Source organism: Streptomyces sp. NPDC038135 (assembly GCF_055601245.1).
This window is the reverse complement of sequence record NZ_JBVJXS010000001.1, coordinates 800,681-826,824: the sequence shown is the minus strand read 5'-3', so window position 1 is coordinate 826,824 and position 26,144 is coordinate 800,681. Positions and strand designations below refer to the sequence as shown.

Annotated in this window: 24 protein-coding genes and 1 pseudogene; 20 read left to right on the top strand and 5 right to left on the bottom strand. The window is 71.7% G+C overall.

The annotated features are described in order from the left end of the window. Window positions 1-117: 117 nt before the first annotated feature. A complete protein-coding gene (locus ACZ7JA_RS03880; RefSeq protein WP_351667671.1) occupies window positions 118-3,165 on the top strand; it encodes an AfsR/SARP family transcriptional regulator in 3,048 nt (1,015 codons plus the stop codon). Window positions 3,166-3,465: 300 nt separating this feature from the next. Here ACZ7JA_RS03880 and ACZ7JA_RS03875 read toward each other — a convergent pair whose 3' ends face one another. Beyond that, complete coding sequence (locus ACZ7JA_RS03875; RefSeq protein WP_351667673.1) at window positions 3,466-3,666, bottom strand: hypothetical protein; 201 nt, start codon at window positions 3,664-3,666, stop codon at window positions 3,466-3,468. 553 nt (window positions 3,667-4,219) lie between these two features. Beyond that, window positions 4,220-4,423, bottom strand: a complete 204-nt coding sequence (locus ACZ7JA_RS03870) for a cold-shock protein (protein ID WP_003974443.1) — start codon at window positions 4,421-4,423, stop codon at window positions 4,220-4,222. Window positions 4,424-4,710: 287 nt separating this feature from the next. On the opposite strand from ACZ7JA_RS03870, the gene ACZ7JA_RS03865 reads away from it, so the two are divergent. The 7 genes and pseudogenes from ACZ7JA_RS03865 (at window position 4,711) to ACZ7JA_RS03835 (ending at window position 11,118) form a co-directional block, all read left to right on the top strand. Further along, window positions 4,711-5,559, top strand: coding sequence for a menaquinone biosynthetic enzyme MqnA/MqnD family protein (locus tag ACZ7JA_RS03865; protein ID WP_351667675.1), 849 nt, complete (start codon window positions 4,711-4,713; stop codon window positions 5,557-5,559). Between the two features lie 55 nt (window positions 5,560-5,614). Then, on the top strand, window positions 5,615-7,363 hold the full coding sequence (locus tag ACZ7JA_RS03860; protein ID WP_470807038.1) for a serine/threonine-protein kinase: 1,749 nt from the start codon (window positions 5,615-5,617) through the stop codon (window positions 7,361-7,363). Window positions 7,364-7,396: 33 nt separating this feature from the next. After that, entirely contained in the window at window positions 7,397-8,248 is an 852-nt protein-coding gene (locus tag ACZ7JA_RS03855; protein WP_470807036.1) for a prepilin peptidase, read from the top strand. Window positions 8,249-8,319: 71 nt separating this feature from the next. Next, window positions 8,320-9,519 (top strand): cyclic dehypoxanthinyl futalosine synthase, encoded by a 1,200-nt coding sequence (gene mqnC / locus ACZ7JA_RS03850; protein ID WP_389305296.1) that lies wholly within the window; start codon window positions 8,320-8,322, stop codon window positions 9,517-9,519. A gap of 7 nt (window positions 9,520-9,526) precedes the next feature. Further along, window positions 9,527-10,126, top strand: a complete 600-nt coding sequence (locus ACZ7JA_RS03845; protein ID WP_351667683.1) for an amidohydrolase family protein — start codon at window positions 9,527-9,529, stop codon at window positions 10,124-10,126. A gap of 108 nt (window positions 10,127-10,234) precedes the next feature. Then, window positions 10,235-10,426 (top strand): annotated as a pseudogene (locus tag ACZ7JA_RS03840) (acyltransferase family protein); the annotation flags it as partial. After that, window positions 10,423-11,118 (top strand): demethylmenaquinone methyltransferase, encoded by a 696-nt coding sequence (locus ACZ7JA_RS03835; RefSeq protein ID WP_389305302.1) that lies wholly within the window; start codon window positions 10,423-10,425, stop codon window positions 11,116-11,118. The pseudogene ACZ7JA_RS03840 and the gene ACZ7JA_RS03835, both read left to right, overlap by 4 nt. Before the next feature lie 27 nt (window positions 11,119-11,145). Here ACZ7JA_RS03835 and ACZ7JA_RS03830 read toward each other — a convergent pair whose 3' ends face one another. Together ACZ7JA_RS03830 and ACZ7JA_RS03825 are read right to left on the bottom strand one after the other, a co-directional pair. After that, a complete protein-coding gene (locus ACZ7JA_RS03830; protein WP_351667687.1) occupies window positions 11,146-11,481 on the bottom strand; it encodes a PASTA domain-containing protein in 336 nt (111 codons plus the stop codon). Window positions 11,482-11,573: 92 nt separating this feature from the next. Next, complete coding sequence (locus tag ACZ7JA_RS03825; protein ID WP_351667689.1) at window positions 11,574-12,080, bottom strand: GNAT family N-acetyltransferase; 507 nt, start codon at window positions 12,078-12,080, stop codon at window positions 11,574-11,576. 97 nt (window positions 12,081-12,177) lie between these two features. On the opposite strand from ACZ7JA_RS03825, the gene ACZ7JA_RS03820 reads away from it, so the two are divergent. Beyond that, the gene (locus tag ACZ7JA_RS03820) at window positions 12,178-13,470 is read left to right on the top strand and encodes a geranylgeranyl reductase family protein (protein WP_351667691.1); all 1,293 of its coding nucleotides are present in this window, start codon (window positions 12,178-12,180) and stop codon (window positions 13,468-13,470) included. 182 nt (window positions 13,471-13,652) lie between these two features. Here the strand turns inward: ACZ7JA_RS03820 and ACZ7JA_RS03815 are convergent, their stop codons facing one another. Continuing rightward, on the bottom strand, window positions 13,653-14,474 hold the full coding sequence (locus ACZ7JA_RS03815) for a C40 family peptidase (RefSeq protein WP_351667693.1): 822 nt from the start codon (window positions 14,472-14,474) through the stop codon (window positions 13,653-13,655). A gap of 777 nt (window positions 14,475-15,251) precedes the next feature. Here ACZ7JA_RS03815 and ACZ7JA_RS03810 point away from each other — a divergent pair. Genes ACZ7JA_RS03810 through nuoK form a run of 11 tightly spaced genes read left to right on the top strand, consistent with a single transcriptional unit; the run spans window position 15,252 to window position 26,143 of the window. Then, window positions 15,252-15,611 (top strand): NADH-quinone oxidoreductase subunit A, encoded by a 360-nt coding sequence (locus ACZ7JA_RS03810; protein WP_003992243.1) that lies wholly within the window; start codon window positions 15,252-15,254, stop codon window positions 15,609-15,611. 15 nt (window positions 15,612-15,626) lie between these two features. After that, the gene (locus ACZ7JA_RS03805; RefSeq protein ID WP_007383964.1) at window positions 15,627-16,181 is read left to right on the top strand and encodes a NuoB/complex I 20 kDa subunit family protein; all 555 of its coding nucleotides are present in this window, start codon (window positions 15,627-15,629) and stop codon (window positions 16,179-16,181) included. Beyond that, window positions 16,178-16,942 (top strand): NADH-quinone oxidoreductase subunit C, encoded by a 765-nt coding sequence (locus tag ACZ7JA_RS03800; protein WP_351667695.1) that lies wholly within the window; start codon window positions 16,178-16,180, stop codon window positions 16,940-16,942. The genes ACZ7JA_RS03805 and ACZ7JA_RS03800 overlap by 4 nt, the downstream gene beginning before the upstream one ends. A 35-nt stretch (window positions 16,943-16,977) precedes the next feature. Then, window positions 16,978-18,288, top strand: coding sequence for an NADH-quinone oxidoreductase subunit D (locus ACZ7JA_RS03795; RefSeq protein WP_351667850.1), 1,311 nt, complete (start codon window positions 16,978-16,980; stop codon window positions 18,286-18,288). After that, window positions 18,285-19,154 carry an NADH-quinone oxidoreductase subunit NuoE gene (gene nuoE / locus ACZ7JA_RS03790; RefSeq protein WP_470807033.1) on the top strand — a complete coding sequence of 290 codons (870 nt, stop codon included), beginning with the start codon at window positions 18,285-18,287 and terminating at the stop codon, window positions 19,152-19,154. The genes ACZ7JA_RS03795 and nuoE overlap by 4 nt, the downstream gene beginning before the upstream one ends. After that, window positions 19,154-20,500, top strand: coding sequence for an NADH-quinone oxidoreductase subunit NuoF (gene nuoF / locus ACZ7JA_RS03785; RefSeq protein WP_389305310.1), 1,347 nt, complete (start codon window positions 19,154-19,156; stop codon window positions 20,498-20,500). The genes nuoE and nuoF overlap by 1 nt, the downstream gene beginning before the upstream one ends. Beyond that, on the top strand, window positions 20,497-23,001 hold the full coding sequence (locus ACZ7JA_RS03780; RefSeq protein ID WP_403674283.1) for an NADH-quinone oxidoreductase subunit G: 2,505 nt from the start codon (window positions 20,497-20,499) through the stop codon (window positions 22,999-23,001). The genes nuoF and ACZ7JA_RS03780 overlap by 4 nt, the downstream gene beginning before the upstream one ends. Continuing rightward, complete coding sequence (gene nuoH / locus ACZ7JA_RS03775; protein ID WP_351667703.1) at window positions 22,998-24,362, top strand: NADH-quinone oxidoreductase subunit NuoH; 1,365 nt, start codon at window positions 22,998-23,000, stop codon at window positions 24,360-24,362. Before ACZ7JA_RS03780 ends, nuoH begins: the two co-directional genes overlap by 4 nt. Then, on the top strand, window positions 24,355-25,005 hold the full coding sequence (nuoI, locus tag ACZ7JA_RS03770; protein ID WP_351667705.1) for an NADH-quinone oxidoreductase subunit NuoI: 651 nt from the start codon (window positions 24,355-24,357) through the stop codon (window positions 25,003-25,005). Before nuoH ends, nuoI begins: the two co-directional genes overlap by 8 nt. Then, window positions 25,002-25,847, top strand: coding sequence for an NADH-quinone oxidoreductase subunit J (locus ACZ7JA_RS03765; protein ID WP_351667707.1), 846 nt, complete (start codon window positions 25,002-25,004; stop codon window positions 25,845-25,847). The genes nuoI and ACZ7JA_RS03765 overlap by 4 nt, the downstream gene beginning before the upstream one ends. Then, a complete protein-coding gene (gene nuoK / locus ACZ7JA_RS03760) occupies window positions 25,844-26,143 on the top strand; it encodes an NADH-quinone oxidoreductase subunit NuoK (protein ID WP_121787439.1) in 300 nt (99 codons plus the stop codon). Before ACZ7JA_RS03765 ends, nuoK begins: the two co-directional genes overlap by 4 nt. The last annotated feature ends 1 nt before the right edge of the window (window position 26,144 follow it).

Genomic DNA, 26,144 nt, shown 5'->3' with positions numbered 1-26,144 from the left:
AGGGTTAACCCTTGTAACGTGAAGTCGTCTTCCGGCGCGACAGGTTCGGGGTACAACCTAGGATTGTCCCGAACATCCGGGGGCTAGCAGGACGACGGGGCGGGGGGGACGGGTTACGTGGAGTCGGCGGCTTCCGGTCTGCCTGTCGTGCGCTTCAACATCCTCGGCTCGCTGGAAGGGTGGCACGGGGACCGGCGGCTGAGACTCGGCAGTCCCACCCAGGAACGGGTGCTGGTCACGCTGTTACTGGAGCCGGGGCGCATGGTGCCGATGCCCCGGCTGGTGACCGCCGCCTGGGACGACGAGCCGCCGCAGACCGCCGGTCACCAGATCCGCAAGGCCGTCGCCGCGCTGCGCACCCGCATCCCCGGCGGCTCCTCCCTGATCGTCACCGACGGCGCCGGATACCGGGCCGTGCTCGAGGAGGAGCAGCTCGACCTGCACGAGTTCGGCCGGCGCGCGCGCGAGGCGCGGCAGGCGGTGGCCGCCGGGCGGCCCGCCGAGGCGGTCGGTCATCTGCGGGCCTGCCTGGACCTGTGGCGCGGCCCGGTCATGGCGGGCGCGGGCGGCCCGGTGATCTCCGCGGCCTCCGCCGCCCTGGAGGAGCGGCACATGGCGGTCGCCGAGCAGTACTTCGAGCTGCAGCTCGAACTCGGCGAGTCCGGCGACCTGGTGGGACCGCTGCGCGAGCTTGTCACCGCGCACCCGCTCCGGGAGACCCTGCGCGGCCGGCTGATGCTCGCCCTGTACCGGGCCGGCCGGCAGGCGGAGGCGCTGGAGGAGTTCGGCCGGATGCGCGAACTGCTCGTGGAGGAACTGGGCATCGACCCGGGCGCCGAACTGACCCGGCTGTACGAGGCGATCCTGCGCGACAGCCCCGAAGTGGCGCCCCGGGTGCCCCAGTCGGTGGCCGACCGCGCCGCCCTGCTCGTGCCGGCCCCGCCCGCCCGGCCCTCCGGGTCCGAGCCGGCGCCCTGCACCCTGCCCTACGACCTGCCGGACTTCACCGGCCGGGACGCGGAGCTGGCCCGGCTGCTGAAGGTGGGCCGGGCGTCGGCCGCCGAGCGCGCCCGGATCGTCGGCGTGGACGGCATGGGAGGCAGCGGCAAGACCGCGCTCGCGGTGCACGCCGCCCACCAGCTCGCCGCCGACTACCCCGACGGCCAGCTCTTCGTCGACCTGCGCGGATTCAGCCCCGGCGAGAAGGCCCAGGAGCCGGGCGCCGTGCTGCACTCGCTGCTGCGCAACCTGGGTGTGGCGGACGACCGCATTCCCGACGACCTGGAGAGACGCACCGCCCTGTGGCGAAGCGTTTCCGCGCAGCGCAAGCTGCTCCTCCTGCTGGACAACGCCGCCGACGCCGCACAGATCCGGCCACTGCTGCCCGCCTCCGAGGACTCCCTGGCGATCCTCACCGGCCGGGTGCGCATGCTCGACCTGGACGCCGCCGAATGGCTCTCCCTCGGACAGCTCTCCGCCGACGACAGCACCACCCTGCTCAACCGGATGCTCGGCGACGACCGCACCGCCGCCGAGCCCGACGCCGTGGCCCTGCTGGCCGACCTGTGCGGCGGCCTGCCCCTCGCCCTGCGCATCACCACCGCCCGGCTGCGCAACCGGCCCCGCTGGACCGTCCGGTACCTGGTCGACCGGCTCGCCGACGAGACCCGGCGGCTGCGCGAGCTGAGCGCCGGGGAGCGCAGCGTCGAGGCCACGCTCCGGCTGTCGTACCAGGCGATGGAGGAGGACCAGCGCGTCGCGTTCCGGCTGCTCGGACTGCATCCGGGCAGCACCATCGACGTCCACTCCGCCGCCGCGCTGCTCGGCACCGGCGTCCACGACGCCGAGGACGCCCTCGAACTGCTCCTCGACGCGCACCTGCTGGAGCAGCACGAGGCGGGTCTCTACGGCTTCCACGACCTGGTGCGCACGTACGCGATGAGCGTGCGGGAGGCCGAGGACGACGAGGAGGCCGCGGTCGAGCGGCTGGTGTCGTACTACACGCTCGCCACCGACGTGGCCTGCGAGACGCTCTTCCCGGGCCGCAGCCGCTACGGCGACCCGCCCGCCTCCGGCGGCCCCGAACTGCCCCGGCTGGACGGTGACGACGGGGCGCTGCGCTGGTTCGACCGCGAGTACGACGCACTGCTCGCGGTCGCGACCCAGGCGGGCACGCGCGGGCTGCACCGCTACGCGGCGCTGCTCGCCCGCAACCTGCTCTTCTACCTCGATCTGCGCGGTGACTACGAGGAGTTCCGGGTGGTCGGCCGCATCGGCGTCGGCGCCTGCCGGCAGCTCGACGATCCGGCGCTGCTCAGCATCAGCCTGGGCAACCTGGCCGTGGGCCACTGGTGGCTCGGCGACTTCCAGGACGGCATCACCACCGCCCAGGAGGCCCTGGAGCTGGCCTCCGCCGACGACCGCCGGGGCGAGGCGATGTGCATCGACGTCCTCGGCCTGCTGCACGGGGCGCTCGGCAACTTCGACGAGGCCCGCACCTGGCTCGTCCAGGGCATCGCCCTGCACCAGGAGCTGGGCTCGGCCCGGATGGAGGCGCAGGCCCTGGACAACCTCAGCACGGTGGAGACCTGGTCGGGCCACTACGCCGAGGGCGCCCGGTACGCGGCCCGGGCCACCGAGCTGAACCGCAGCCTCGGCGACCGCAGCAACGAGATCGCCTCGCTCACCTGGCTGGCCCTGGCCCACCTCGGCACCGACGAGGACGAACGCGCCCGCGCCTGTCTCGCCCAGGCGCTCGAACTGTGCGACGAGTCCCGCAAGCCGGCCAACGTGGCCGTGGTCCTCGCCCACTGGGCGCAGGTCTGCCAGCGGCTCGGCGAGGTGCGCTCGGCCGCCGAACACGCCGAGCGGGCCCTGGAACTGGTCTCCGCCGAGGGCACGGCGCTGCGCCAGGCGTCCGTGGTCAACGTCGTCGCACTCGTTCACCTGCGGCGCGGCGCGCCCGAGCGGGCGATGGAACTGCACCGCCACGCCTACGAACTGGCGTCCCGCCTCGGCTACCGCATCGAGATGGCCCGCGCCCTGCTCGGCCTCGCGGAAGCCGCCCGGGAACTCGGCGACGACTCCACGGCCCACACCCACCAGCAGGCGGCGGAGGCCCTCTTCGACGCGATGGGCGTGACCCGGGAGGGCCGCCGCCTCTAGCCCGGCCCGACCGCCCTGTGCCGCCCCACGGACACGGCGCCCGGCGTCCCGGCCGCCGCCTGACCGCCGACGCGGTGTCCGGCGGCCCCCGCACGGCGGACCGGACCGACCCGGTCGACGAACCTCTGGCCCGGCGGCCGATCAGGCCTACGGCCGGCGAGCGGATCGGAGTGCCGACGGCCGTGCCGGGGGCCGTGCCTGGCCGGATGGTCGGAACCCGGCGTTCATGCGAAACGGCACCGGCGGGGTGGGGCCCGGCCGATGCCGTTGGTGTGGGGGCGCCGGGGTGGCGCGGTGGGGTCAGCCCCGGGTGAAGCCGGGGCCGTGTCCGTTGGCCAGGGCCGGGGCGTCCGCCTGGTGGCCCGCGAAGCCGGCCACGTGCACCAGGGCGTTCTGCACACCGGTCGCCGGAACGGCCGCGGCGGTACCGAGTGCGAGGACACCGGCGCCGGTGAGCGCGGCCAGAACCGTCTTCGTACGAAGTGCGATGGTGGTGCGCATGTCGTGACTCCCCCTGGGTATACGGATCGGGATGCGGCCGCCGTTCTCTCCCTGGCGACGCAACCGATGCTGGGGGGAGCCGATCCCCATGCCGTCCCCAGCGGTTACCGGCACAGGTCGCGCTCCCGGTACTCCCGGTTTCAACCGCTCACGGGGCTCCCAAGTCACCCTCGAACATGCGTTGTGACCTGCTCGGACTTCCAGGCCGGTCAGCGTCCCGACGGGGGATCGTCTCGGCCAGGTGGCGAGGAGGGCCGGACCCGGCGGCCGGCCGGCGAGCGAGTCCCTGAAGCGGCCGGCACAGGCGGCGGCGAGGGCGTCGGTCGTCATGGCCCGGAATCGTGACCGGTACCGCCGACGGTCCAGGGGATACCGGTCACACGACCTGTTTCCCGTTCGGCGTCACGCGTCCGTGCACCGCACACGAAGGCCGGCGCAACGGGAATTCACCCGGAATTCACCGCGGCGCCGGCCAGGAAAAGGCAGGAGCCCCGTCGCCATACGGCGTGGGGCTCCTTGGGTACTGCACTCAGGTTCTGCGATCAGGCAGTGATCAGACGGGGGTGACGTTCTCCGCCTGCGGACCCTTCGGGCCCTGCGTCACGTCGAAGGAGACCTGCTGGTTCTCCTCGAGCGAACGGAAGCCCTGGGCGTTGATCGCGGAGTAGTGAACGAAGACGTCGGGGCCGCCGCCCTCCTGGGCGATGAAGCCAAAGCCCTTTTCGGCGTTGAACCACTTAACGGTTCCGGTAGCCATAAGCCCTCCTTGGGCCCAAAAGGGTTGCCCTGCTCCAGAACCTGCACGTGCGAAACGGTGCTGCACAACTGCATTCGTCTGAAAACGACGAGAGCCCGCGGTCACATGCTCCGCAGGCTCTGTACTGCAAGGGAAACCAAACTGCAACTTGCGGCGAGCCTAGCACGCGGGCAGCCGGAAGCAATAGAGGCCAAGATCACTTCACCCGAATGTTTGAACGGCCACTCGGGTGGGTTGACGGTGGGGCCGGTCTCAGCACCGTACCGCAAGGGGTCTAGTCTCGCGATGTGGACAATTCTCGCACCCGGCCGCGCGTCGGCCACATCCAGTTCCTGAACTGCCTGCCCCTGTACTGGGGGCTCGCGAGAACCGGCACGCTCCTCGATTTCCAGCTGACGAAGGACACGCCGGAAAAGCTCAGCGAGCAGCTCGTGCGCGGCGACCTCGACATCGGTCCGGTCACCCTCGTGGAGTTCCTGCGCAACGCCGACGATCTCGTGGCCTTCCCGGACATCGCCGTCGGCTGCGACGGCCCGGTGATGTCCTGCGTGATCGTCTCGCAGGTCCCGCTCGACCGGCTGGACGGCGCCCGGGTCGCCCTCGGTTCGACCTCGCGCACGTCGGTCAGGCTGGCCCAGCTCCTGCTGGCGGAACGCTTCGGCGTCCAGCCGGACTACTACACCTGTCCGCCCGACCTCAGCCTGATGATGCAGGAGGCGGACGCCGCCGTCCTGATCGGCGACGCCGCCCTGCGCGCCAACCTCATCGACGGCCCCCGCTTCGGCCTGGAGGTGCACGACCTGGGCGCGCTGTGGAAGGAGTGGACCGGGCTGCCGTTCGTCTTCGCGGTCTGGGCGGCCCGCCGCGACTACGCCGAGCGCGAGCCGTTCATCACCCGCAAGGTCCACGAGGCCTTCCTCGCCTCCCGCAACCTCTCGCTGGAGGAGGTCGGCAAGGTCGCCGAGCAGGCCGCCCGCTGGGAGTCCTTCGACGAGGCCACCCTCGAGCAGTACTTCACCACCCTCGACTTCAGCTTCGGCGCACCGCAGCTGAAGGCCGTCGCCGAGTTCGCCGGCCGGGTCGGCCCGACGACCGGCTTCCCGGCGGACGTGAAGGTGGATCTGCTTCAGCCGTGATCGCCGCGGCACTACGCTGCCGCAGTAGAGGCGTTACGGGGGAGAGGTGCGCGCCATGCAGCCGCTCGGAGCCGACGAACCGGCCGCCGTCGGGCCCTACCGGCTGCTCGGCCGGCTGGGCTCCGGCGGCATGGGCCGGGTCTACCTGGGCCGCAGCGCGGGCGGCCGCACGGTCGCCGTGAAGATCGTGCATCCGCACTACGCGCTGGACGAGCAGTTCCGCGCCCGCTTCCGGCGGGAGGTCGAGGCCGCCCGCCGGGTCGGCGGCGCCTGGACCGCGCCCGTCCTGGACGCGGACCCGGAGGCAGCCGTGCCCTGGGTCGCCACCGCCTACGCGGCGGGCCCGTCCCTCGCCGCGGCCGTCACGGACGGCGGCCCGCTGCCCGCGCGGACCGTGCGGGCCCTGGGTGCGGGCCTGGCCGAGGCGCTCACCGCCGTGCACGAACTGGGCCTGGTGCACCGGGACGTGAAGCCCTCCAACGTGCTGCTCACCCTGGACGGCCCGCTGCTCATCGACTTCGGCATCGCCCGCGCCACGGACGGCACCGCGTCCCTCACCTCGACCGGAGTCTCCGTCGGCTCGCCCGGCTACATGTCCCCCGAGCAGATCCTCGGCAAGGGCGTCACCGGAGCGGCCGACGTCTTCTCCCTGGGCGCGGTGCTGGCCTACGCGGCGACCGGTGAGCCCCCGTTCCCGGGTGACTCCTCGGCCGCGCTGCTGTACAAGGTCGTCCATGAGGAACCGGAACTGGGCGGTCTCACCGGCGAGTTGCGCGACGCGGCGGCCGCCTGCCTGGCCAAGGACCCGGTGGCCCGCCCGGCCCCGGCGGAGCTGGCCCGCCGGCTCGCCCCCGAGGGCACCGCCCGCCTGGTCGCCGGCGGCTGGCTGCCGGGCACGCTGGTGGAGCAGGTCAGCCGGAGCGCCGTGAGCCTGCTCAACCTGGAGACGGCCGAGACCGCGCCGTCCGGCCCGGTGAACTTCAGCAGCCCCTCGGTGGGCGGCACTTCGGACGCCGTGCCCCGCACCGACGAGCCGGGCCGGACCGGGCGGCCCGAAGAGGCGCCGCCCGCGGGGGTGTTCGGGCCGGCTCCGCCGATGACCCCGCCTCCGCCGACCGGCGCCCCGGACGGCTCCGCCGCGCGGCCGGGCGGCGGGGACGGGGAACCGTCGTCCGCCGGGGCCGGGCCGCAGGACGGGCGGCCGGCGCCCGGCAGGGTCACCGTGAGCGTGGCGGCGACGTCAACGCCGGGCGACAAGGGGCGCGGACGCCTGGTGAGCTGCACCGTCGCGCTGGCCGTGGCGGGCGTCGCGGCCGCGGCGGTGGGACTCGGGGCGCTGCTCAAGCCGTGGGCCGGCGGCGGCGAAGACACGGCGGGCAGCGCACCGCGGCCGTCCCGCTCGGCCGGCGCCTCGGCCACCGGGGCGCCCGACGCGAGCGGCGGCACACCGGGCGCGATCCCGGCCCGCTACCTCGGCACCTGGGAAGGCCAGGCCAGCGGACTCGGCGGCAGCCTGCCCATGGGCACCTTCCGGCTCACCGTGCACAAGGCGGCGTTGGGGGAGGAGCTGGGCCGGCTGCGGCAGACCGACCAGCTCGGCGGAGTCTGCGTCGACATCCTCACCCTGAAGCAGGTGACGCCGTCCCGGATCGTGGCGACCTCGACCGGGGCGAAGTCCAACCACGCCGGCTGCGACCCGGCGCCGCACCCGGTGGAGCTGACGCCGGTCGGCGACGACCTTCGTTACTCCGGGCAGAGCGCGGCCGAGGGCGATCCGGTGGCCCGGTTGTCGAAGGCCGGCTGAGGCGAACGGGACCGCGCGGAAAGGGGAGAGCGGATGGACGCCGCAGGGGTGAGCACACAGGCGCTGGTCCTCGCCGCCGGGCTGTGGGGCGCGGCGGCCGGATCGCTGCTGCCCAGAGCCGCCTACCGCTTCGCGGTCCCGGCCGGAGAGCCGTGGCGGGAGCGGTGCGGGCGGGGGCACCCGGTCCGCGGCTGGCTCGGGCCGGCGCGGTGCGGGTGGTGCGCGGCCGGAGCGGTGCCGGAACCGGGGGCGACGCGGCCGCCGGTGGAGGTGCCCGCACCGACGGCGGCGGCGCCGGGCGCCGGGGAGCCGACGGAGGCTCAGGAGACGGCGCGGGCACCGTACTCGCCGTCCGCCGCGCTCCTCGCCGTCACCACCGCCCTCGCCTGCGCCGCCCTCGCCGCCGCCACCGGTACCCGGCCCGAGCTGGGCGTCTGGCTGCTGCTCGCGCCGGTGTGGGTGCTGCTGGCCGCCGTGGACGTACGGGTGCGGCGGCTGCCCGACCCGCTGACCCTGCCGCTCGCGGCCGCCGGGCTCGGCCTGCTCGCCCTCGCGGCCCTGCTGCCGGAGCACGCCGGCGACTGGTCCACGGCGCTGTACGGCGCGCTCGCGCTCGGCGGCGGCTACCTCGTGCTGTTCCTGGTCAACCCGTCCGGCATGGGCTTCGGCGACGTGAAGCTCGCGCTCGGCATGGGCGCGGTGCTCGGCTGGTACGGCTGGCCGGCCCTGCTGCTCGGCGCCTTCGCCGGATTCCTGCTCGGCGCGCTCTACGGCGGCGCGCTCGTCCTCGCCCGGCGGGCGGGCCGCGGGACGGCCATCCCCTTCGGGCCGTTCCTCATCGCCGGCGCCTTCGCCGGGCTGCTGATCGGCGCCTACGCGGCCTGACAGCGGACGGCCGAAGTGCCTGGCGTAGGCTGGTCCGGTCTGTCCACAACCCTTGACGAAAGGGACGCCCGGTGTCCGAGAAGGCCGACCTCCAGCCCGTCCTCGACCGTGCCGCCGCCGGTGGGCGGATCACCCCCGAAGAGGCGCTGGTCCTCTACCGCGACGCTCCGCTGCACGCGCTGGGCGCCGCCGCCGACGCCGTGCGCCGCCGCAAGTACGCGGGCATCGAGCACATCGCCACGTACATCATCGAGCGCAACATCAACTACACGAACGTGTGCGTCACGGCGTGCCGGTTCTGCGCCTTCTACGCGGCCCCCAAGGACGCCGACAAGGGCTGGACCCGCGACCTCGACGACATCCTGCGCCGCTGCGCGGAGACCGTGGAGCTGGGCGGCACCCAGATCATGTTCCAGGGCGGCCACCACCCGGACTACGGCGTCGAGTACTACGAGAAGCACTTCAAGGCCATCAAGGACGCCTTCCCCCAGCTCGTGATCCACTCGCTGGGCGCCTCCGAGGTCGAGCACATGGCCCGGATCAGCGGTGTCCCGGTGGAAGAGGCCATCACCCGGATCCACGCGGCGGGCCTGGACTCCTTCGCCGGCGCCGGCGCCGAACTCCTGCCCGAGCGGCCGCGCAAGGCGATCGCCCCGCTGAAGGAGAGCGGCGAGCGCTGGCTGGAGATCATGGAGATCGCGCACGGGCTGGGCGTGGAGTCGACGTCCACCATGCTCATGGGCACCGGCGAGACCAACGCCGAGCGCATCGAGCACCTGCGCATGATCCGTGACGTGCAGGACCGCACGGGCGGCTTCCGGGCCTTCATCCCGTACACCTACCAGCCCGAGAACAACCACCTGAAGGGCCGCACCCAGGCCACCCTCTTCGAGTACCTGCGGATGATCGCCATCGCCCGCCTCTTCCTGGACAACGTCCAGCACATCCAGGGCTCTTGGCTGACCACCGGCAAGGAGGTCGGCCAGCTCTCCCTGCACTACGGCGCGGACGACCTCGGCTCGATCATGCTGGAGGAGAACGTGGTCTCCTCCGCCGGCGCCAAGCACCGCTCGAACCGGCTCGAGATCATCGACCTCATCCGCAAGGCGGGCCGCGTCCCGGCCCAGCGCGCCACGACGTACGAGCACCTCGTCGTGCACGACGACCCGGCGAACGACCCGGTCGACGACCGCGTGGTCTCCCACATCTCCTCCACGGCGATCGACGGCGGCACGGCCCACCCGGAACTGAAGCTGCTGGCGTCCAACTGACGCCGCCGTGCTGACCCTTCACCTCGCCGAGCGGTCCCCGCAGGCCGCGGTCCTGGTCGACGGGGCGTCCGTCGCCGCCGTCGGCCCCTACGAGGACCTGGCCGCCGCCGAGCCCCGGGCGAGGGTCCGGCGCTGGCCCGGCATCCTCACCCCGGGGCTGCTGAACCCGTACGGCCCGGAGCTGCTGGAGGCGACCTACCACCCCGACCCGCGCGAGGCGGACGAGTTCGGCACCGAGCCCATCGCCGGAGCGCGGGCGCGGGAGATCCTCCGCGCCGACCCCGCGCGCCTCGGCGCGAGCGCGCGGCGCGGGGTGCAGCGGATGCTGGCGCACGGCACCGTCGCGGTGGCCGGGGAGCTGCGGTCGAGGGCCGCGGCCGACGCGGTGCGCCGGGCCGGACTCGCGGTGGGCCGGCGGCCGGACCGCCTCCCGGGCCCGGCGGCGCTGTCCCCGGTCCCGCTGATCCTGCTGCCGGCGCTGGCCCCGGGCGGACCCGCCCGGTTCGCCGTGTTCGACGTCGCGGACCGCGCCGAACTGGTCCGGCGCGGCGCCGGGACCTGCGTGGCGACCGTGATCGGCGGCCGGCTGGTGTACCGCGGCCGCTGACCGGCCTCAGCCGGAGAACCGCTTCCCGAACGCCCCGGACTCCGGTCCACCCCGGTGCAGTCGGCCGCCGCGCCGTCCGAGGCGGAGCCGTCCGCGCACCGCCGGTCGCTGATCGACCGGCTCTGGGAGGTGCCCGCCGTCGAGCGGTACCTGCCGCTCGACGGCCAGTGGTTCGTGTCCGGCGTCGGCTGGGTCCTCATCGCAGTGTTCGTGCTCTCGTGCGGCCGGCTGGAGGACGTGGCCGCGAAGAAGAAGCCGCGACCGGTCCCGGGAGGGCGTGCTGCAACAATGGGCGGGTGACCCGCGCCTCTCTGAACAAGCAGCCGCACGAAGTCGCCTCGATGTTCGACGACGTGGCGGAACGGTACGACCTGACGAACGACGTACTGTCGCTCGGCCAGGACCGGCGCTGGCGCAAGGAGGTGGCGAAGGCGGTCGACGCGCGCCCGGCGCAGAAGGTCCTCGACCTCGCGGCCGGCACGGCGACGTCCTCGCTGCCCTTCGCGCGCACCGGCGCCTACGTCGTCCCGTGCGACTTCTCCCTCGGGATGCTCCAGGTCGGCAAGAAGAAGCACACCTGGCTGCCGTTCACGGCAGGCGACGCGACCAGGCTGCCGTTCAAGGACGACACCTTCGACGCCGTGACGATCTCCTTCGGCCTGCGCAACGTGCAGGACACGGACGCGGCGCTGCGGGAGATGCACCGGGTGACCCGGCCCGGCGGACGCGTGGTGATCTGCGAGTTCTCGCACCCCACCTGGGCGCCCTTCCGGACCGTCTACACCGAGTACCTGATGCGCGCGCTGCCGCCGGTCGCCCGGTCGGTCTCCTCCAACCCGGACGCCTACGTCTACCTCGCCGAGTCCATCCGCGCCTGGCCCGACCAGCGCGGCCTCGCCGAGCGGCTGGGCAAGGCGGGCTGGTCGAGGGTGGCCTGGCGCAACCTCACCGGCGGTGTGGTCGCGCTGCACCGGGGCTTCAAGGAGGGCTGAGCCCGGCCGGCGGGCGGCGGCCGCCGCTCACCGGTCGATCATCGCGAAGGGGTCGCCGGCCTCGCCCAGTTCGCGCCGCATCCCGCCCGTGGGCGGCCGCGGGATGCGTGGCTCGCGCACGCCTCCGCCGCCCTCGCCGTCACCGAAGTCGAACCACACGTACACCACGGAGTCCGGTGGCACCTCGGCGCCGGGCTGCGGATACTGGCGTACGACGTAGTCGACGACCGTGTGCGCGAAGTCCGGGCGGTCCGGCGCGTTGAGGAACAGCCCTCGGGCCCGGGCCGTCTCGCGCGCGTCCATGGCCATCAGGCCGACCAGACGGGGAACGCGCGCTTCGGGTGTTTTGGGTGTTATGAGCACAGATGTCACCCCCAGCGGTACTGGAAGGGTAACGCGGGCTCGGGCCGCCCGGAAGCGACATGTGTCTTTCTGTGACAGTTGGTGACTCTCAGTCACAGATCCAGTCGGTAGCAGTGCCCCTGACGGGCCGAGGCCGGCGTCGTGAACGTCTCCGCGAGCCGCATGCCCAGGCGCCGGGTGACCGCGATGGACCGTTCGTTGCGCGCGTCGACCATCGCCACCACCCCGCCCACCCCGGCCGCCCGCAGCCGGTCCAGCGTCTCCTCGGCGGCGGCCGTGGCGTACCCGCGCCCCCAGTGCGCCCGGCCCAGCCGCCAGCCGATCTCGATCTCGCCCGCCGGCCCCCACGCGTGCGGCCACGGCTGGGCACCGGTGAAGCCCACGACGCCGCCCTCGTCGTCCAGCACCGACCACAGGCAGAACCCCCGCTCCGCGTCGTGCCGGCGCTGGCGCGCGGTCAGCTCCTCGTACACCGACACCTCGGCCGCCCGGCCGCCGTGGAACTCCATGACCTCCGGGTCGTCGAAGACCCGGTGCCAGGAGAACGCGTCCTCGTCGGTGGGCACACGCAGCCGTACAGCGGGGAGAGCTCGGTTCACGGGGCAGCCCTTCAGCCGGGTGATCAGTACTGCTGAATAGACTGCCCATGTCCAGTGCCGGTCGGCACGCAGATTTCGAACTTGGGGAGATCCCGCCGTGACAGTCGTGACTGAGCCCCTCTCCGAGAACACCGCCGATGTGATCGTCGTCGGCGCGGGGCCGGCCGGCTCCACCACCGCGTACCACCTCGCCAAGGCCGGGCTCGACGTCCTCCTGCTGGAGAAGACCGAGTTCCCGCGCGAGAAGGTCTGCGGCGACGGCCTCACCCCGCGCGCGGTCAAGCAGCTCGTGGCGATGGGCATCGACGTCTCCGAGGAGGCCGGCTGGCTGCGCAACAAGGGCCTGCGCATCATCGGCGGCGGCAGCCGTCTCCAGCTCGACTGGCCCGACCTCGCCTCGTTCCCGGACTACGGCCTCGTCCGCAAGCGCGACGACTTCGACGAGCAGCTCGCCCGCAACGCCCAGAAGGCCGGCGCCCGCCTCTTCGAGCGCTGCAACGTCTCCGGGCCGGTCGTCGACGACCGCACCGGCCGCATCACCGGCGTGACCGCCAAGCTCGGCGAGGAGAAGCGCGAGGTCACCTTCCGCGCGCCGCTCGTCGTCGCCGCCGACGGCAACTCCACCCGCCTGTCCCTCGCGATGGGCCTGCACCGCCGCGAGGACCGCCCGATGGGCGTCGCGGTGCGCACCTACTTCACCTCCCCCCGCCACGACGACGACTACCTGGAGTCCTGGCTGGAGCTGTGGGACCGGCGCGGCGCCCAGGAGCGCCTGCTGCCCGGCTACGGCTGGGTCTTCGGCATGGGCGACGGCACCTCCAACGTCGGCCTCGGCGTGCTGAACACCTCCGCCTCCTTCAAGGAGCTGGACTGGCGCGAGGTCCTCAAGGCCTGGTGCGCGTCCATGCCCGAGGACTGGGGCTACACCCCCGAGAACATGACCGGCCCGATCCGCGGCGCCGCGCTGCCCATGGCCTTCAACCGCCAGCCGCACTACACGAAGGGCCTGCTGCTCGTCGGCGACGCGGGCGGCCTGGTGAACCCCTTCAACGGCGAGGGCATCGCCTACGCCATGGAGTCCGGCCAGATCGCCGCCGACGTCGTCGTCCAGGCCCACGCGCGCGCGACGCCCGCCCAGCGCGAGATCGCCCTGCAGCGCTACCCGCGCGTCCTCAAGGACACCTACGGCGGCTACTACAGCCTGGGCCGCGCCTTCGTGAAGCTGATCGGCAATCCGAAGGTCATGCAGATCGCCGCCCAGCGCGGTCTGACCCACCCCGTCCTGATGAAGTTCACCCTGAAGCTGCTGGCGAACCTCACCGACCCGACGGGCGGCGACGCGATGGACCGCATCATCAACGGCCTGAGCAGGGTCGCGCCGAAGGCGTGAGGGACCGCGCCCCGGCCGCGACCGGGGCGCGTGCGCGGGCGCGCAGACAGCGGCGGCCCGGCGGACATGGTCATCGTCCGCCGGGCCGCCGTCCGTCGTGGTGGGCCTTCCTCAGGACGGACGCGAGGGCCGCTGCCCCCGAGCGGCTGCGGCCCTCGCGTCCCTGAAGGCGTGTGAGGCGCTCAGAGCACCCGGACCGCGCCGGTGGGCGGGTCGTACGACAGCGGCTTCTCCTGGACGCCGCTGGAGGGGTTCTGGGCACCGACGAACATACCGTCGCCGACGTACACCGCCACGTGGTACGCGCTGCCCGCGCTGCCCCAGTAGAGGATGTCGCCGGGCTGGAGGTTGCTCAGCGACACCTGGGTGCCGGCCGTCGACTGGTCCTGGGAGACGCGCGGCAGGCTGATGCCGACCTGCTTGAAGGCCGTCTGCACCAGGCCGGAGCAGTCGTACGCGGACGGGCCGGTGGCGCCGGAGACGTAGGCCTTGCCGACCTGGGCCTTCACGAAGGAGACGATCGCCGCCGCAGAACCGGTGGCGGTGGACGTGCTCGTGCTCGTGCCGGTGGAGACGCCGGTGCTCGCCGTGGTGGACAGCGTCGTGCGCTCGGCGCTGCGCGCGGCACGCGCGGCGGCGGCCTTGCGGGCGGCCTCCTGAGCCTTCTTCTTGGCCTCCGCGGCCTTCTGCTTGGCCTCCGCGAGGTCCGACTTGGCCTGCTTCGCGGCGTTCGCGGCGGCCGCGTCGCGCTCGGCCTGCAGTTCGTAGTTGGCCGCGGCCTGCTGGGTGGCGTCCGCGGACTGGGCGACCTGAGCGGCCAGGTCGGCCGTCAGCGTGGGCAGTTCGAGGGTCTGCGTCACCGGCTCGGCAGCGTTCGCCGATCCGGACGCCCCGGCTACTGCCAGGGTGCTGAGGACGCCACCGGCGACTCCGGCCCGCATCGCGAGGGTCGACGCGCTGCGGCGGGGCTTCCGGTGGCTGCGTATGTGAGCGGTGTGGGACATGGGAACAACCGGTACCAGGGGCTCCTTCATATCTTCAAGAAACGTGTGGTGCGCCACAGTTGCTCAATGGCGGCCTCAAAAGCCCGGCGCGTCACTCTTTATTGACGCCGTAACGGACATTGCGGACGCCCGTGATCAAGCCCTTGATCACGGTCTTTGATCATTACGTCCGAATTGCCCCGCGCTTACCACTCGTTCGGGTCGTTGGCCAAGCCCCGTTCTCAGACACCTCTCATCAATGTGGCGGAGGTCACGGAACGGTTAACCGGAGGGCGACGTCCCGCGCGTGCGGGAGGTGATGCCGGGGTGAGGGGGAGGCGGACGGCCGTTCGTGAACGCGTGCACGTGCCCGGGCCGCGTCCACACCTCGCCCCGTGCCTCCCTCCGACGTGTGAACGCGTTCCTCTATCAGGGGGCCGCGTCCAGAGCCAATTTGCATGCAGCGGAACTCTCTTGATATTGAGACGACCCCTCCCACCTGCGGTGACGAGCGAAAATGTCACTTCTGGTGATCAGCTGGACGCTTCGCGTACGAAGATCACTCATCATCCGGCTTCATGATCCTTCGTCAGGTGGTGGAGATCACAAAGGTTGTGGAATACCCCGTGTCGCAGATCACAGAGCGGCAGGCATAAGATGCGAGGCAGTTGGGCTTGTGACCTGCTTCACATGTTCTCGATCTTCGCCGGGACGAGCGGGGTTCGTGGGACCGGTGGGGCGGACGTGAGTCCGGTGCAACCGCCAGCAGTCAGTGCCGACTGAGAGGAGCGAGGAGCGGTGAACGCGTATGCGCCCATCCTCGTACTGGGAGCCCTCGGGGCAGGCTTTGCGATCTTCTCCGTGGTCATGGCCACGCTGATCGGTCCGAAGCGGTACAACCGCGCCAAGCTCGAGGCCTACGAGTGCGGCATCGAGCCGACCCCCACGCCGGCCGGCGGCGGGCGCTTCCCCATCAAGTACTACCTGACGGCGATGCTCTTCATCGTCTTCGACATCGAGATCGTCTTCCTCTACCCCTGGGCCGTCACCTTCGACGCCCTGGGGATCTTCGGGCTCGTGGAGATGCTGCTCTTCGTGCTCACCGTCTTCGTCGCGTACGCGTACGTATGGCGGCGCGGCGGCCTGGAATGGGACTGAGGGGCCTTTAACGACATGGGACTCGAAGAAAAACTGCCGAGCGGCTTCCTGCTGACCACCGTGGAGCAGGCCGCGGGCTGGGTGCGCAAGGCGTCCGTCTTCCCGGCCACCTTCGGCCTCGCCTGCTGCGCCATCGAGATGATGACCACCGGCGCGGGACGCTACGACCTCGCGCGCTTCGGCATGGAGGTCTTCCGCGGCTCGCCGCGCCAGGCGGACCTGATGATCGTCGCCGGCCGGGTCAGCCAGAAGATGGCGCCGGTCCTGAGGCAGGTCTACGACCAGATGCCCAATCCCAAGTGGGTGATCTCCATGGGCGTCTGCGCCTCCTCGGGCGGCATGTTCAACAACTACGCGATCGTCCAGGGCGTCGACCACATCGTCCCGGTCGACATCTACCTCCCCGGCTGCCCGCCGCGGCCCGAGATGCTGATGGACGCGATCCTCAAGCTGCATCAGAAGATCCAGTCCTCCAAGCTCGGCGTGAACGCCGAGGAAGCGGCCCGCGAGGCGGAGGAGGCGGCGCTCAAGGCCCTGCCCACGATCGAGATGAAGGGGCTGCTGCGGTGAGCGACGCGAACGGCACCAACGGCGCGGGCGGGTCCTCGGACGGGGTGAACCCCGAGAAGGACCTCGCCGCCTCCAACCTCCCCGGCCAGCGCGGCCAGGGCGGCGAGGAGATCCGCGTCCAGCGCGGCATGTTCGGCGCCGACAACGGCGGCGACACCTCCGGCTACGGCGGCCTGGTCCGCTCGGTCCGGCTCCCGGGGCCGGCGAACCGGCCCTACGGCGGCTGGTTCGACGAGGTGGCCGACGAGCTCGAGGGCGCCCTCGAGGAGCAGGGGCTCCTCCCGGAGAACGCCATCGAGAAGACGGTCGTGGACCGCGGCGAACTGACCTTCCACATCGAACGCGAGCACCTGGTCCGCGTCGCCCGCACCCTGCGCGACGACCCCGCCCTGCGGTTCGAGCTGTGCACCGGCGTCAGCGGCGTCCACTACCCGCACGACAAGGGCCGCGAGCTGCACGCCGTCTACCACCTGCGCTCGATCACCCACAACCGGCTGATCCGCCTCGAGGTGAGCGCCCCGGACAGCGAGCCGCGCATCCCGTCCCTGGTCTCCGTGTACCCGACCAACGACTGGCACGAGCGCGAGACCTGGGACTTCTTCGGGATCGTCTTCGACGGTCACCCGGCCCTGACCCGGATCATGATGCCGGACGACTGGCAGGGCCACCCGCAGCGCAAGGACTACCCCCTCGGCGGCATCGCCGTCGAGTACAAGGGCGCCCAGATCCCGGCTCCGGACCAGCGGAGGTCGTACTCGTGAGCACTCCCAACCCGTCGCCCGGGACCACCTCCTCGATGGCATCGGCCCGCGAGACCACCGAGGGCGCCGTCTACACGGTCACCGGTGGCGACTGGGACGAGGTCGTCCAGTCCGCGGCCCGCGCCGACGACGAGCGCATCGTCGTCAACATGGGTCCCCAGCACCCGTCCACCCACGGGGTGCTCCGCCTGATCCTGGAGATCGAGGGCGAGACGGTCACCGAGGCCCGCTGCGGCATCGGCTACCTGCACACCGGCATCGAGAAGAACCTCGAGTACCGGACCTGGACGCAGGGCACCACGTTCGTGACGCGCATGGACTACCTGACGTCCTTCTTCAACGAGACCGCCTACTGCCTCGCCGTCGAGAAGCTCCTCGGCATCGAGGACGAGATCACCGAGCGCGCCAAGATCATCCGGGTTCTCCTGATGGAGCTGAACCGGCTCTCCTCCCACCTGGTGTGCATCGCCACCGGCGGCATGGAGCTGGGCGCCACCACGATCATGATCTACGGATTCCGCGATCGTGAAATGATTCTCGACATCTACGAGCTCATCACGGGCCTGCGGATGAACCACGCGTACATCCGCCCCGGCGGACTCGCCCAGGACCTGCCGCCCGGCGCGGTGGACCAGATCCGCGAGTTCGTGAAGAAGATGAAGAAGAACCTCCCGGAGTACGACAAGCTCGCCACCGGGAACCCCATCTTCAAGGCCCGGATGCAGAACGTCGGCTACCTCGACCTGGCCGGCTGCATGGCCCTCGGCGCCACCGGCCCGATCCTGCGCTCCACCGGCCTGCCGCACGACCTGCGCAAGACGCAGCCCTACTGCGACTACGAGACGTACGACTTCGAGGTCCCGACCGCCGACTCCTGCGACTCCTACGGGCGCTTCCTGATCCGCCTGGAGGAGATGCGCCAGTCCCTCGGCATCGTCGAGCAGTGCCTGGACCGGCTCCAGCCCGGCCCGGTGATGGTCGCCGACAAGAAGATCGCCTGGCCCGCCCAGCTCGCCCTGGGACCGGACGGACTCGGCAACTCCCTCGACCACATCAAGAAGATCATGGGCACCTCCATGGAGGCCCTGATCCACCACTTCAAGCTGGTCACCGAGGGCTTCCGCGTACCGCCGGGACAGGCGTACGCGGCGGTCGAATCGCCCAAGGGCGAACTCGGGGTCCACGCCGTCTCCGACGGCGGCACCCGCCCCTTCCGGGTCCACTTCCGCGACCCGTCCTTCACCAACCTGCAGGCCATGGCGGCGATGTGCGAGGGCGGCCAGGTCGCCGACGTCATCGTCGCCGTCGCGTCCATCGACCCCGTGATGGGAGGCGTCGACCGGTGACCACCAGTTCTTCGGAGCGGGGCGTCAGCCTGGGCATGCCCCAACTGCCCGCCCCCGCTTACCCGGACGACGTCCGGTCCCGGCTGGAGACGGACGCGCGCGAGGTGATCGCGCGCTACCCCGACTCCCGGTCGGCCCTGCTGCCGCTGCTCCACCTCGTGCAGTCGGAGGAGGGGCACGTCACCCGCACCGGCATGCAGTTCTGCGCGGACATGCTGGACCTGACCACGGCCGAGGTCACCGCCGTCGCCACCTTCTACACCATGTACCGGCGGAGGCCCTCCGGCGACTACCAGGTGGGCGTCTGCACCAACACCCTGTGCGCGGTGATGGGCGGCGACGCGATCTTCGAGACCCTCCAGGAGCACCTGGGCGTCGGCAACGGCGAGACCACCGACGACGGCAAGGTCACGCTGGAGCACATCGAGTGCAACGCGGCCTGCGACTTCGCCCCGGTCGTGATGGTCAATTGGGAGTTCTTCGACAACCAGACCCCCGGCAGCGCCAAGCGCCTCGTCGACGACCTGCGCGAGGGACGGCCCGTCCAGCCCACGCGCGGGGCGCGCCTGTGCACCTTCAGGGAGACCGCGCGCATCCTGGCCGGCTTCCCCGACGAGCGGCCCGGGGCCGTCGAGGAGGGCGGCAGTGCGGGACCCGCCTCGCTGGTGGGCCTGCGCCTGGCCAGGGGAGAGACCGCACCCGCGCGCGTGGTCCATCCGCGCGACGGGGGTCCGCACGACGAACCGCAGGACCGGGCGCACCGGCCGTCGACGGCCGAGCACCTCAGTTCGCACGACGCGCCGCAGCAGACGTCGGCCTCCGACCCGGCCCACCCGGCAGGGCCCGCAGCCGAGGAGGGGGAGTGATGACCGTGGTACCCGACCTCAAGGACACGAGTCCGGAGAAGCTGCTCGCACCCGTGCTGTCGGCCTTCTGGGACGAGGACCGGTCCTGGTCGCTGGACGTCTACCGGAGGCACGAGGGGTACGAGGGGCTCCGCAAGGCGCTCGCCATGTCGCCGGACGACCTGATCGCGTACGTCAAGGAGTCCGGCCTGCGCGGCCGCGGCGGCGCGGGATTCCCGACCGGAATGAAGTGGCAGTTCATTCCGCAGGGCGATGGCAAACCGCACTACCTCGTCGTCAACGCCGACGAGTCGGAGCCGGGGACCTGCAAGGACATCCCGCTCCTCTTCGCGAACCCGCACAGCCTCATCGAGGGCATCGTGATCGCGTGCTACGCCATCCGGTCCTCGCACGCCTTCATCTATCTGCGGGGTGAGGTCGTCCCCGTCCTGCGGCGGCTGCACGAGGCCGTGCGCGAGGCCTACGCGGCGGGCTACCTCGGCGAGGACATCCTGGGCAGCGGACTCGACCTCGACCTCACCGTGCACGCCGGCGCCGGCGCGTACATCTGCGGTGAGGAGACCGCACTGCTCGACTCGCTCGAAGGCCGCCGTGGCCAACCGCGGCTGCGTCCCCCTTTCCCGGCCGTCGAAGGGCTCTACGCCTGCCCGACCGTCGTGAACAACGTCGAGTCGATCGCGTCGGTTCCCGCCATCCTGAAGAACGGCAAGGACTGGTTCAGGTCGATGGGCAGCGAGAAGTCGCCCGGCTTCACGCTCTACTCGCTCAGCGGCCACGTCGCGAGCCCCGGCCAGTACGAGGCGCCGCTCGGCGTCACGCTCCGCCAGCTCCTCGACATGAGCGGCGGGATGCGGCCCGGCCACCGGCTGAAGTTCTGGACCCCGGGCGGCTCCTCGACCCCGATGTTCACCGACGAGCACCTCGACGTCCCGCTCGACTACGAAGGGGTCGGCGCCGCGGGTTCCATGCTCGGCACCAAGGCCCTGCAGTGCTTCGACGAGACGACCTGCGTGGTGCGCGCGGTGACCCGCTGGACCGAGTTCTACGCCCACGAGTCCTGCGGCAAGTGCACCCCCTGCCGTGAAGGAACGTACTGGCTGGTGCAGTTGATGCGGGACATCGAGGCCGGCAAGGGCGCGATGTCCGACCTCGACAAGCTCGCCGACATCGCCGACAACATCAACGGCAAGTCCTTCTGCGCCCTCGGCGACGGCGCCGCATCCCCGATCTTCTCCTCGCTGAAGTACTTCCGCGAGGAGTACGAGCAGCACATCACGGGCCGGGGCTGCCCCTTCGACCCGGCCAAGTCGACTGCCTGGGCGGACCGCCCGGAGGTGAACGCATGACCGTGACCACCAGTGCTCCCTCCGGAGGGGGAGAGGCGGCGGTCCCGCCGGAGGACCTCGTCACGCTGACGATCGACGGCGTCGAGATCAGCGTGCCCAAGGGCACCCTGGTCATCCGGGCCGCCGAGCAGCTCGGCATCGAGATCCCGCGGTTCTGCGACCACCCCCTGCTGGACCCGGCCGGCGCCTGCCGCCAGTGCATCGTCGAGGTCGAGGGCCAGCGCAAGCCCATGGCGTCCTGCACCATCACCTGCACCGACGGCATGGTGGTGAAGACCCAGCTCACCTCGCCGGTCGCCGAGAAGGCCCAGCACGGCGTGATGGAGCTGCTGCTCATCAACCACCCGCTGGACTGCCCGGTCTGCGACAAGGGCGGCGAGTGCCCGCTGCAGAACCAGGCCATGTCGCACGGCAACGCGGAGTCCCGCTTCGAGGGCCGCAAGCGGACCTACGAGAAGCCCGTGCCGATCTCCACGCAGGTGCTCCTCGACCGCGAGCGGTGCGTGCTGTGCGCCCGCTGCACCCGCTTCTCCAACCAGGTCGCGGGCGACCCGATGATCGAGCTGATCGAGCGGGGCGCGCTGCAGCAGGTCGGCACCGGTGAGGGCGACCCGTTCGAGTCGTACTTCTCCGGCAACACCATCCAGATCTGCCCGGTGGGCGCGCTCACCTCGGCCGCCTACCGCTTCCGCTCCCGGCCCTTCGACCTCATCTCCTCGCCGTCGGTGTGCGAGCACTGCTCGGGCGGCTGCGCGACGCGCACCGACCACCGGCGCGGCAAGGTCATGCGGCGGCTCGCCGCCGACGACCCCGAGGTCAACGAGGAGTGGATCTGCGACAAGGGACGCTTCGCGTTCCGGTACGCGCAGACGAAGGACCGCCTCGACGTCCCGCTGGTGCGCAACGCCGAGGGCGTCCTGGAGCCCACCTCCTGGCCGGAGGCGCTGGAGGCGGCGGCGCGCGGGCTGACCGCCGCCCGTTCCCGGGCCGGTGTCCTCACCGGCGGCCGGCTGACCGTCGAGGACGCCTACGCCTACAGCAAGTTCGCACGGGTGGCGCTCGACACGAACGACATCGACTTCCGCGCGCGCGTGCACAGCGGCGAGGAGGCCGACTTCCTCGCCGCCCGGGTGGCGGGCCGCGGCCGCGACCTCGACGGCACCGGCGTCACCTACACCGCGCTGGAGCAGGCGCCCGCCGTCCTGCTCGCCGGGTTCGAGTCGGAGGAGGAGGCGCCCGGCGTCTTCCTGCGGCTGCGCAAGGCCTGGCGCAAGCGCAAGCAGCGGGTGTTCTCGCTCGCCACGCACGCGACGCGCGGCCTGGAGAAGGCGGGCGGCACGCTGCTGCCGGCCGCCCCCGGCACCGAGACCGAGTGGCTGGACGCCCTCGCGAGCGGCGTCGGCCTCGAGGAGCCCGGTACACGGGCCGCCGAGGCGCTGCGCGCCGAGGGCGCGGTGATCGTCGTGGGGGAGAGGCTCGCCTCGGTCGCGGGCGGCCTCACCGCCGCCGTGCGCGCCGCGGCCGCCACCGGCGCCCGGCTCGTGTGGATCCCCCGGCGAGCGGGCGAACGCGGCGCGGTCGAGGCCGGCGCGCTGCCGACGCTGCTGCCGGGCGGCCGCCCGGCGACCGACCCGCGCGCGCGGGACGAGGTCGCCGCCGTCTGGGGGCTGGCCGAACTCCCCGCCCGGCACGGCCGGGACGCCCACCAGATCATCGAGGCGGCCGCCACCGGCGAACTGGCCGCGCTCGTCGTCGCCGGCGTGGAGGTCGCCGACCTGCCCGACCCGGCACGCGCGCGTGAGGCGCTCGGCAACGTCGGCTTCCTGGTGTCGCTGGAACTGCGGCCCAGCGAGGTCACCGGCCTCGCCGACGTGGTCCTGCCGGTCGCGGCGGTCGCCGAGAAGGCGGGCACCTTCCTGAACTGGGAGGGCAGGGTGCGCTTCTTCGAGGCCGCGCTCAAGCCCGACCAGATGACCCGCCGTCTCGCCCCCACCGACGGGCGGGTGCTGCAGATGCTCGCCGACGCCATGGACGTCCACCTGGGCCTGCCGGACCTGCGCACCACCCGTGCGGAGATCGACCGGCTCGGCCCCTGGGACGGCCCGCGGGCCACCGATCCCCTGGAGACCGGGGGCGTCCTGCCCCGGCCGGCCGTCGGCGAGGCCGTGCTCGCCGGGCACCGGCTGCTGCTCGACCAGGGCGTCCTGCAGGAGGGCGACGAGGCGCTCGCCGGAACCCGGCACGCCGCACGCGCGCGCCTGTCGGCGGCGACGGCGGCCGAGGCCGGGGTCGAGGACGGCGGCCTGCTGGCCGTCACCGGCACCGCGGGCACCGTCGAACTCCCGCTCCGCATCACCGAGATGCCCGACCGGGTGGTGTGGCTGCCGCTGAACTCCGCCGGTGCGGGCGTCGCCTCCGACACCGGTGCGCAGCCCGGCTCCCTCGTCCGTATCGGCCCGGCGGCACGCGCCGAACAGGCCCCCAAGGAGGTGGAGGCATGAGCCCGTACCTCGCGGCTGAAGACCTCTCGATGTTCGGCCGGGACCCCTGGTGGCTGGTCGTCGTCAAGGCCGTCTTCTGCTTCGCGTTCCTGATGGTGACCGTGCTGTTCTCCATCGTCTGGGAGCGCAAGGTCGTCGCCTGGATGCAGCTCCGCATCGGCCCGAACCGGCACGGCCCCTGGGGCATGCTCCAGTCGCTCGCCGACGGCATCAAGCTGATGCTCAAGGAAGACGTCATCGTCAAGCGCGCGGACAAGGTGGTGTACGTCCTCGCACCGATCGTCGCGGCCATCCCGGCCTTCATGGCGATCGCGGTGATCCCCTTCGGCCCCGCCGACGACGAGATCTCGATCTTCGGCACGCGGACCGCGATGCAGCTCACCGACCTGCCGATCGCGATGCTCTACATCCTCGCGGTCGCCTCGGTCGGCATCTACGGCATCGTCCTGGCGGGCTGGAGCTCCGGCTCCACCTACCCGCTGCTCGGCGGCCTGCGCTCCTGCGCCCAGATGATCTCCTACGAGATCGCCATGGGCGCCGCGTTCGCCTCCGTGTTCCTCTACTCGGGATCGATGTCGACGTCGACCATCGTCGAGCAGCAGCACGACCGCTGGTACATCCTGCTGCTGCCGGTCTCCTTCATCCTCTACATCGTCACGATGGTCGGCGAGACGAACCGCGCCCCCTTCGACATGCCGGAGTCGGAGGGCGACCTGGTCGGCGGCTTCAACACCGAGTACTCGTCCATCAAGTTCGCGATGTTCATGCTCGCCGAGTACGTGAACATGGTGACGGTGTCGGCCGTCTCGACCACCCTGTTCCTCGGCGGCTGGCGCGCCCCCTGGCCGATCAGCGGCTTCTGGGAGGGCGCGAACCACGGCTGGTGGCCGCTGCTCTGGTTCGTCGTCAAGGTCCAGCTGCTGCTGTTCTTCTTCATCTGGCTGCGCGGCACCCTCCCCCGGGTCCGCTACGACCAGCTCATGAAGCTCGGCTGGAAGGTCCTCATCCCGGTCTCGGTGACCTGGCTGATGCTCGTCGCGACCGTGCGGGCGCTGCGCAACGAGAACTACGACTTCGCCGACATCGCCCTCTACGTCGGCGGCGGCGTCCTCGCCCTGCTGCTGCTCTCCTTCGTCGCGGACATGTTCCGCGAGAAGGCGAGGCCGGACGAGCAGGCCGCCGGCCCGCAGCCCGGATTCGACCCGATGGCGGGCGGATTCCCCGTGCCGCCACTGCCCGGTCAGGAACTGCCGCCGACGCCGAGGCGCCGCCCGCGCCGCGAGCGGGAGCTGATTGTCAGTGGCGGACCGGACACTGTCAGTGACGGATCTTCGGATGGAAAGGAGGCGTCCGATGGCTGAGGAGCCGACGGAGTCCGGGCAGATCAAGCCCGGCTTCCAGAACCCCGTGGCCGGCTTCGGCGTGACCTTCAAGGCCATGTTCAAGAAGCGGCTCACCGAGCAGTACCCCGAGCAGCAGAAGACCACGGCTCCGCGGTTCCACGGACGGCACCAGCTCAACCGCCATCCGGACGGCCTGGAGAAGTGCGTCGGCTGCGAGCTGTGCGCCTGGGCCTGTCCCGCCGACGCCATCTACGTGGAGGGCGCCGACAACACCGACGAGGAGCGCTACTCGCCGGGTGAGCGGTACGGCCGCGTCTACCAGATCAACTACGCCCGCTGCATCCTGTGCGGGCTGTGCATCGAGGCGTGCCCCACGCGCGCGCTGACGATGACCAACGAGTTCGAACTGGCCGACTCCAGCCGCGCCAACCTCATCTACACCAAGGAGCAGCTCCTCGCCGGGCTCGAGGACGGCATGGTCGACACGCCGCACGCGATCTTCCCGGGGACGGACGAACAGGACTACTACCGCGGCCTGGTGACAGAGGCCGCGCCGGGCACGGTGCGGCAGCCCGCCGTCTCCAAGGGCGAGGTGGTGCAGGAGGGCGACAGCACCTTCGGCGAGACCGAACCGGCGTCGGAGAAGGTGATCGGCCGATGAGCGCGCTGCAGCTTGCCGCCTACACCACCTCCACCGGTGAGGCCTTCCAGTTCTGGGTCCTCGGCACGTTCGCGGTGATCGGCGCCCTGTGCACCGTGCTCATGAGGAAGGCCGTGCACAGCGCCCTCTGCCTCGCCGGGACCATGATCATCCTGGCGGTGTTCTACCTCGCCAACGGCGCCTACTTCCTGGGCATCGTGCAGATCGTCGTCTACACCGGCGCGATCATGATGCTGTTCCTGTTCGTGGTGATGCTCGTCGGCGTGACGGCCGCGGACTCGCTGAAGGAGACCATCAAGGGCCAGCGCTGGCTGGCCCTTCTGTGCGGCGTCGGCTTCGGGATCCTGCTGTTCGCCGGCATCGGCAACGCCTCCCTGACGGTGTTCAACGGCACCGGCCGGGCGAACGCGAACGGCAACGTGGAGGGCCTCGCGGCCCTCATCTTCACCAAGTACGTCTTCGCCTTCGAGATCACCGGCGCACTGCTGATCACGGCCGCCGTCGGCGCGATGGTGCTCACCCACCGGGAGCGCACCGAGCGCGCCAGGACCCAGCGCGAGCTGGCCGAGCAGCGCGTCCGGGAAGGCCGGCACGTCCCGCCGCTGCCCGCCCCGGGTGTCTACGCCCGGCACAACGCCGTGGACATCGCGGGTCTGCTGCCCGACGGCACGCCCTCCGAGCTGACCGTCAGCAAGACGCTGCGCGAACGCGGCCAGATCCGGGACGTGTCGGCGGAGGCGCTCAACGACCTGCGCGCCCTGGAGCAGCGCGCCGCGGAGCGACTGGAGCGCACCGGGATCGAGCCGGCGACGTTCAAGCGGCCCGAGGAGGCGTCGAAGTGAACCCCGTCAACTACCTCTACCTCGCGGCGCTGCTGTTCACCATCGGCGCGACCGGGGTGCTGATCCGGCGCAACGCGATCGTCGTGTTCATGTGCGTCGAGCTGATGCTCAACGCCTGCAACCTCGCGTTCGTCGTCTTCTCCCGGATGCACGGCAACCTCGACGGCCAGATCATCGCCTTCTTCACGATGGTCGTCGCCGCCGCGGAGGTCGTGGTGGGCCTCGCGATCATCGTGTCGCTGTTCCGTACCCGCCACTCGGCCTCGGTCGACGACGCCAGCCTGATGAAGCTGTAAG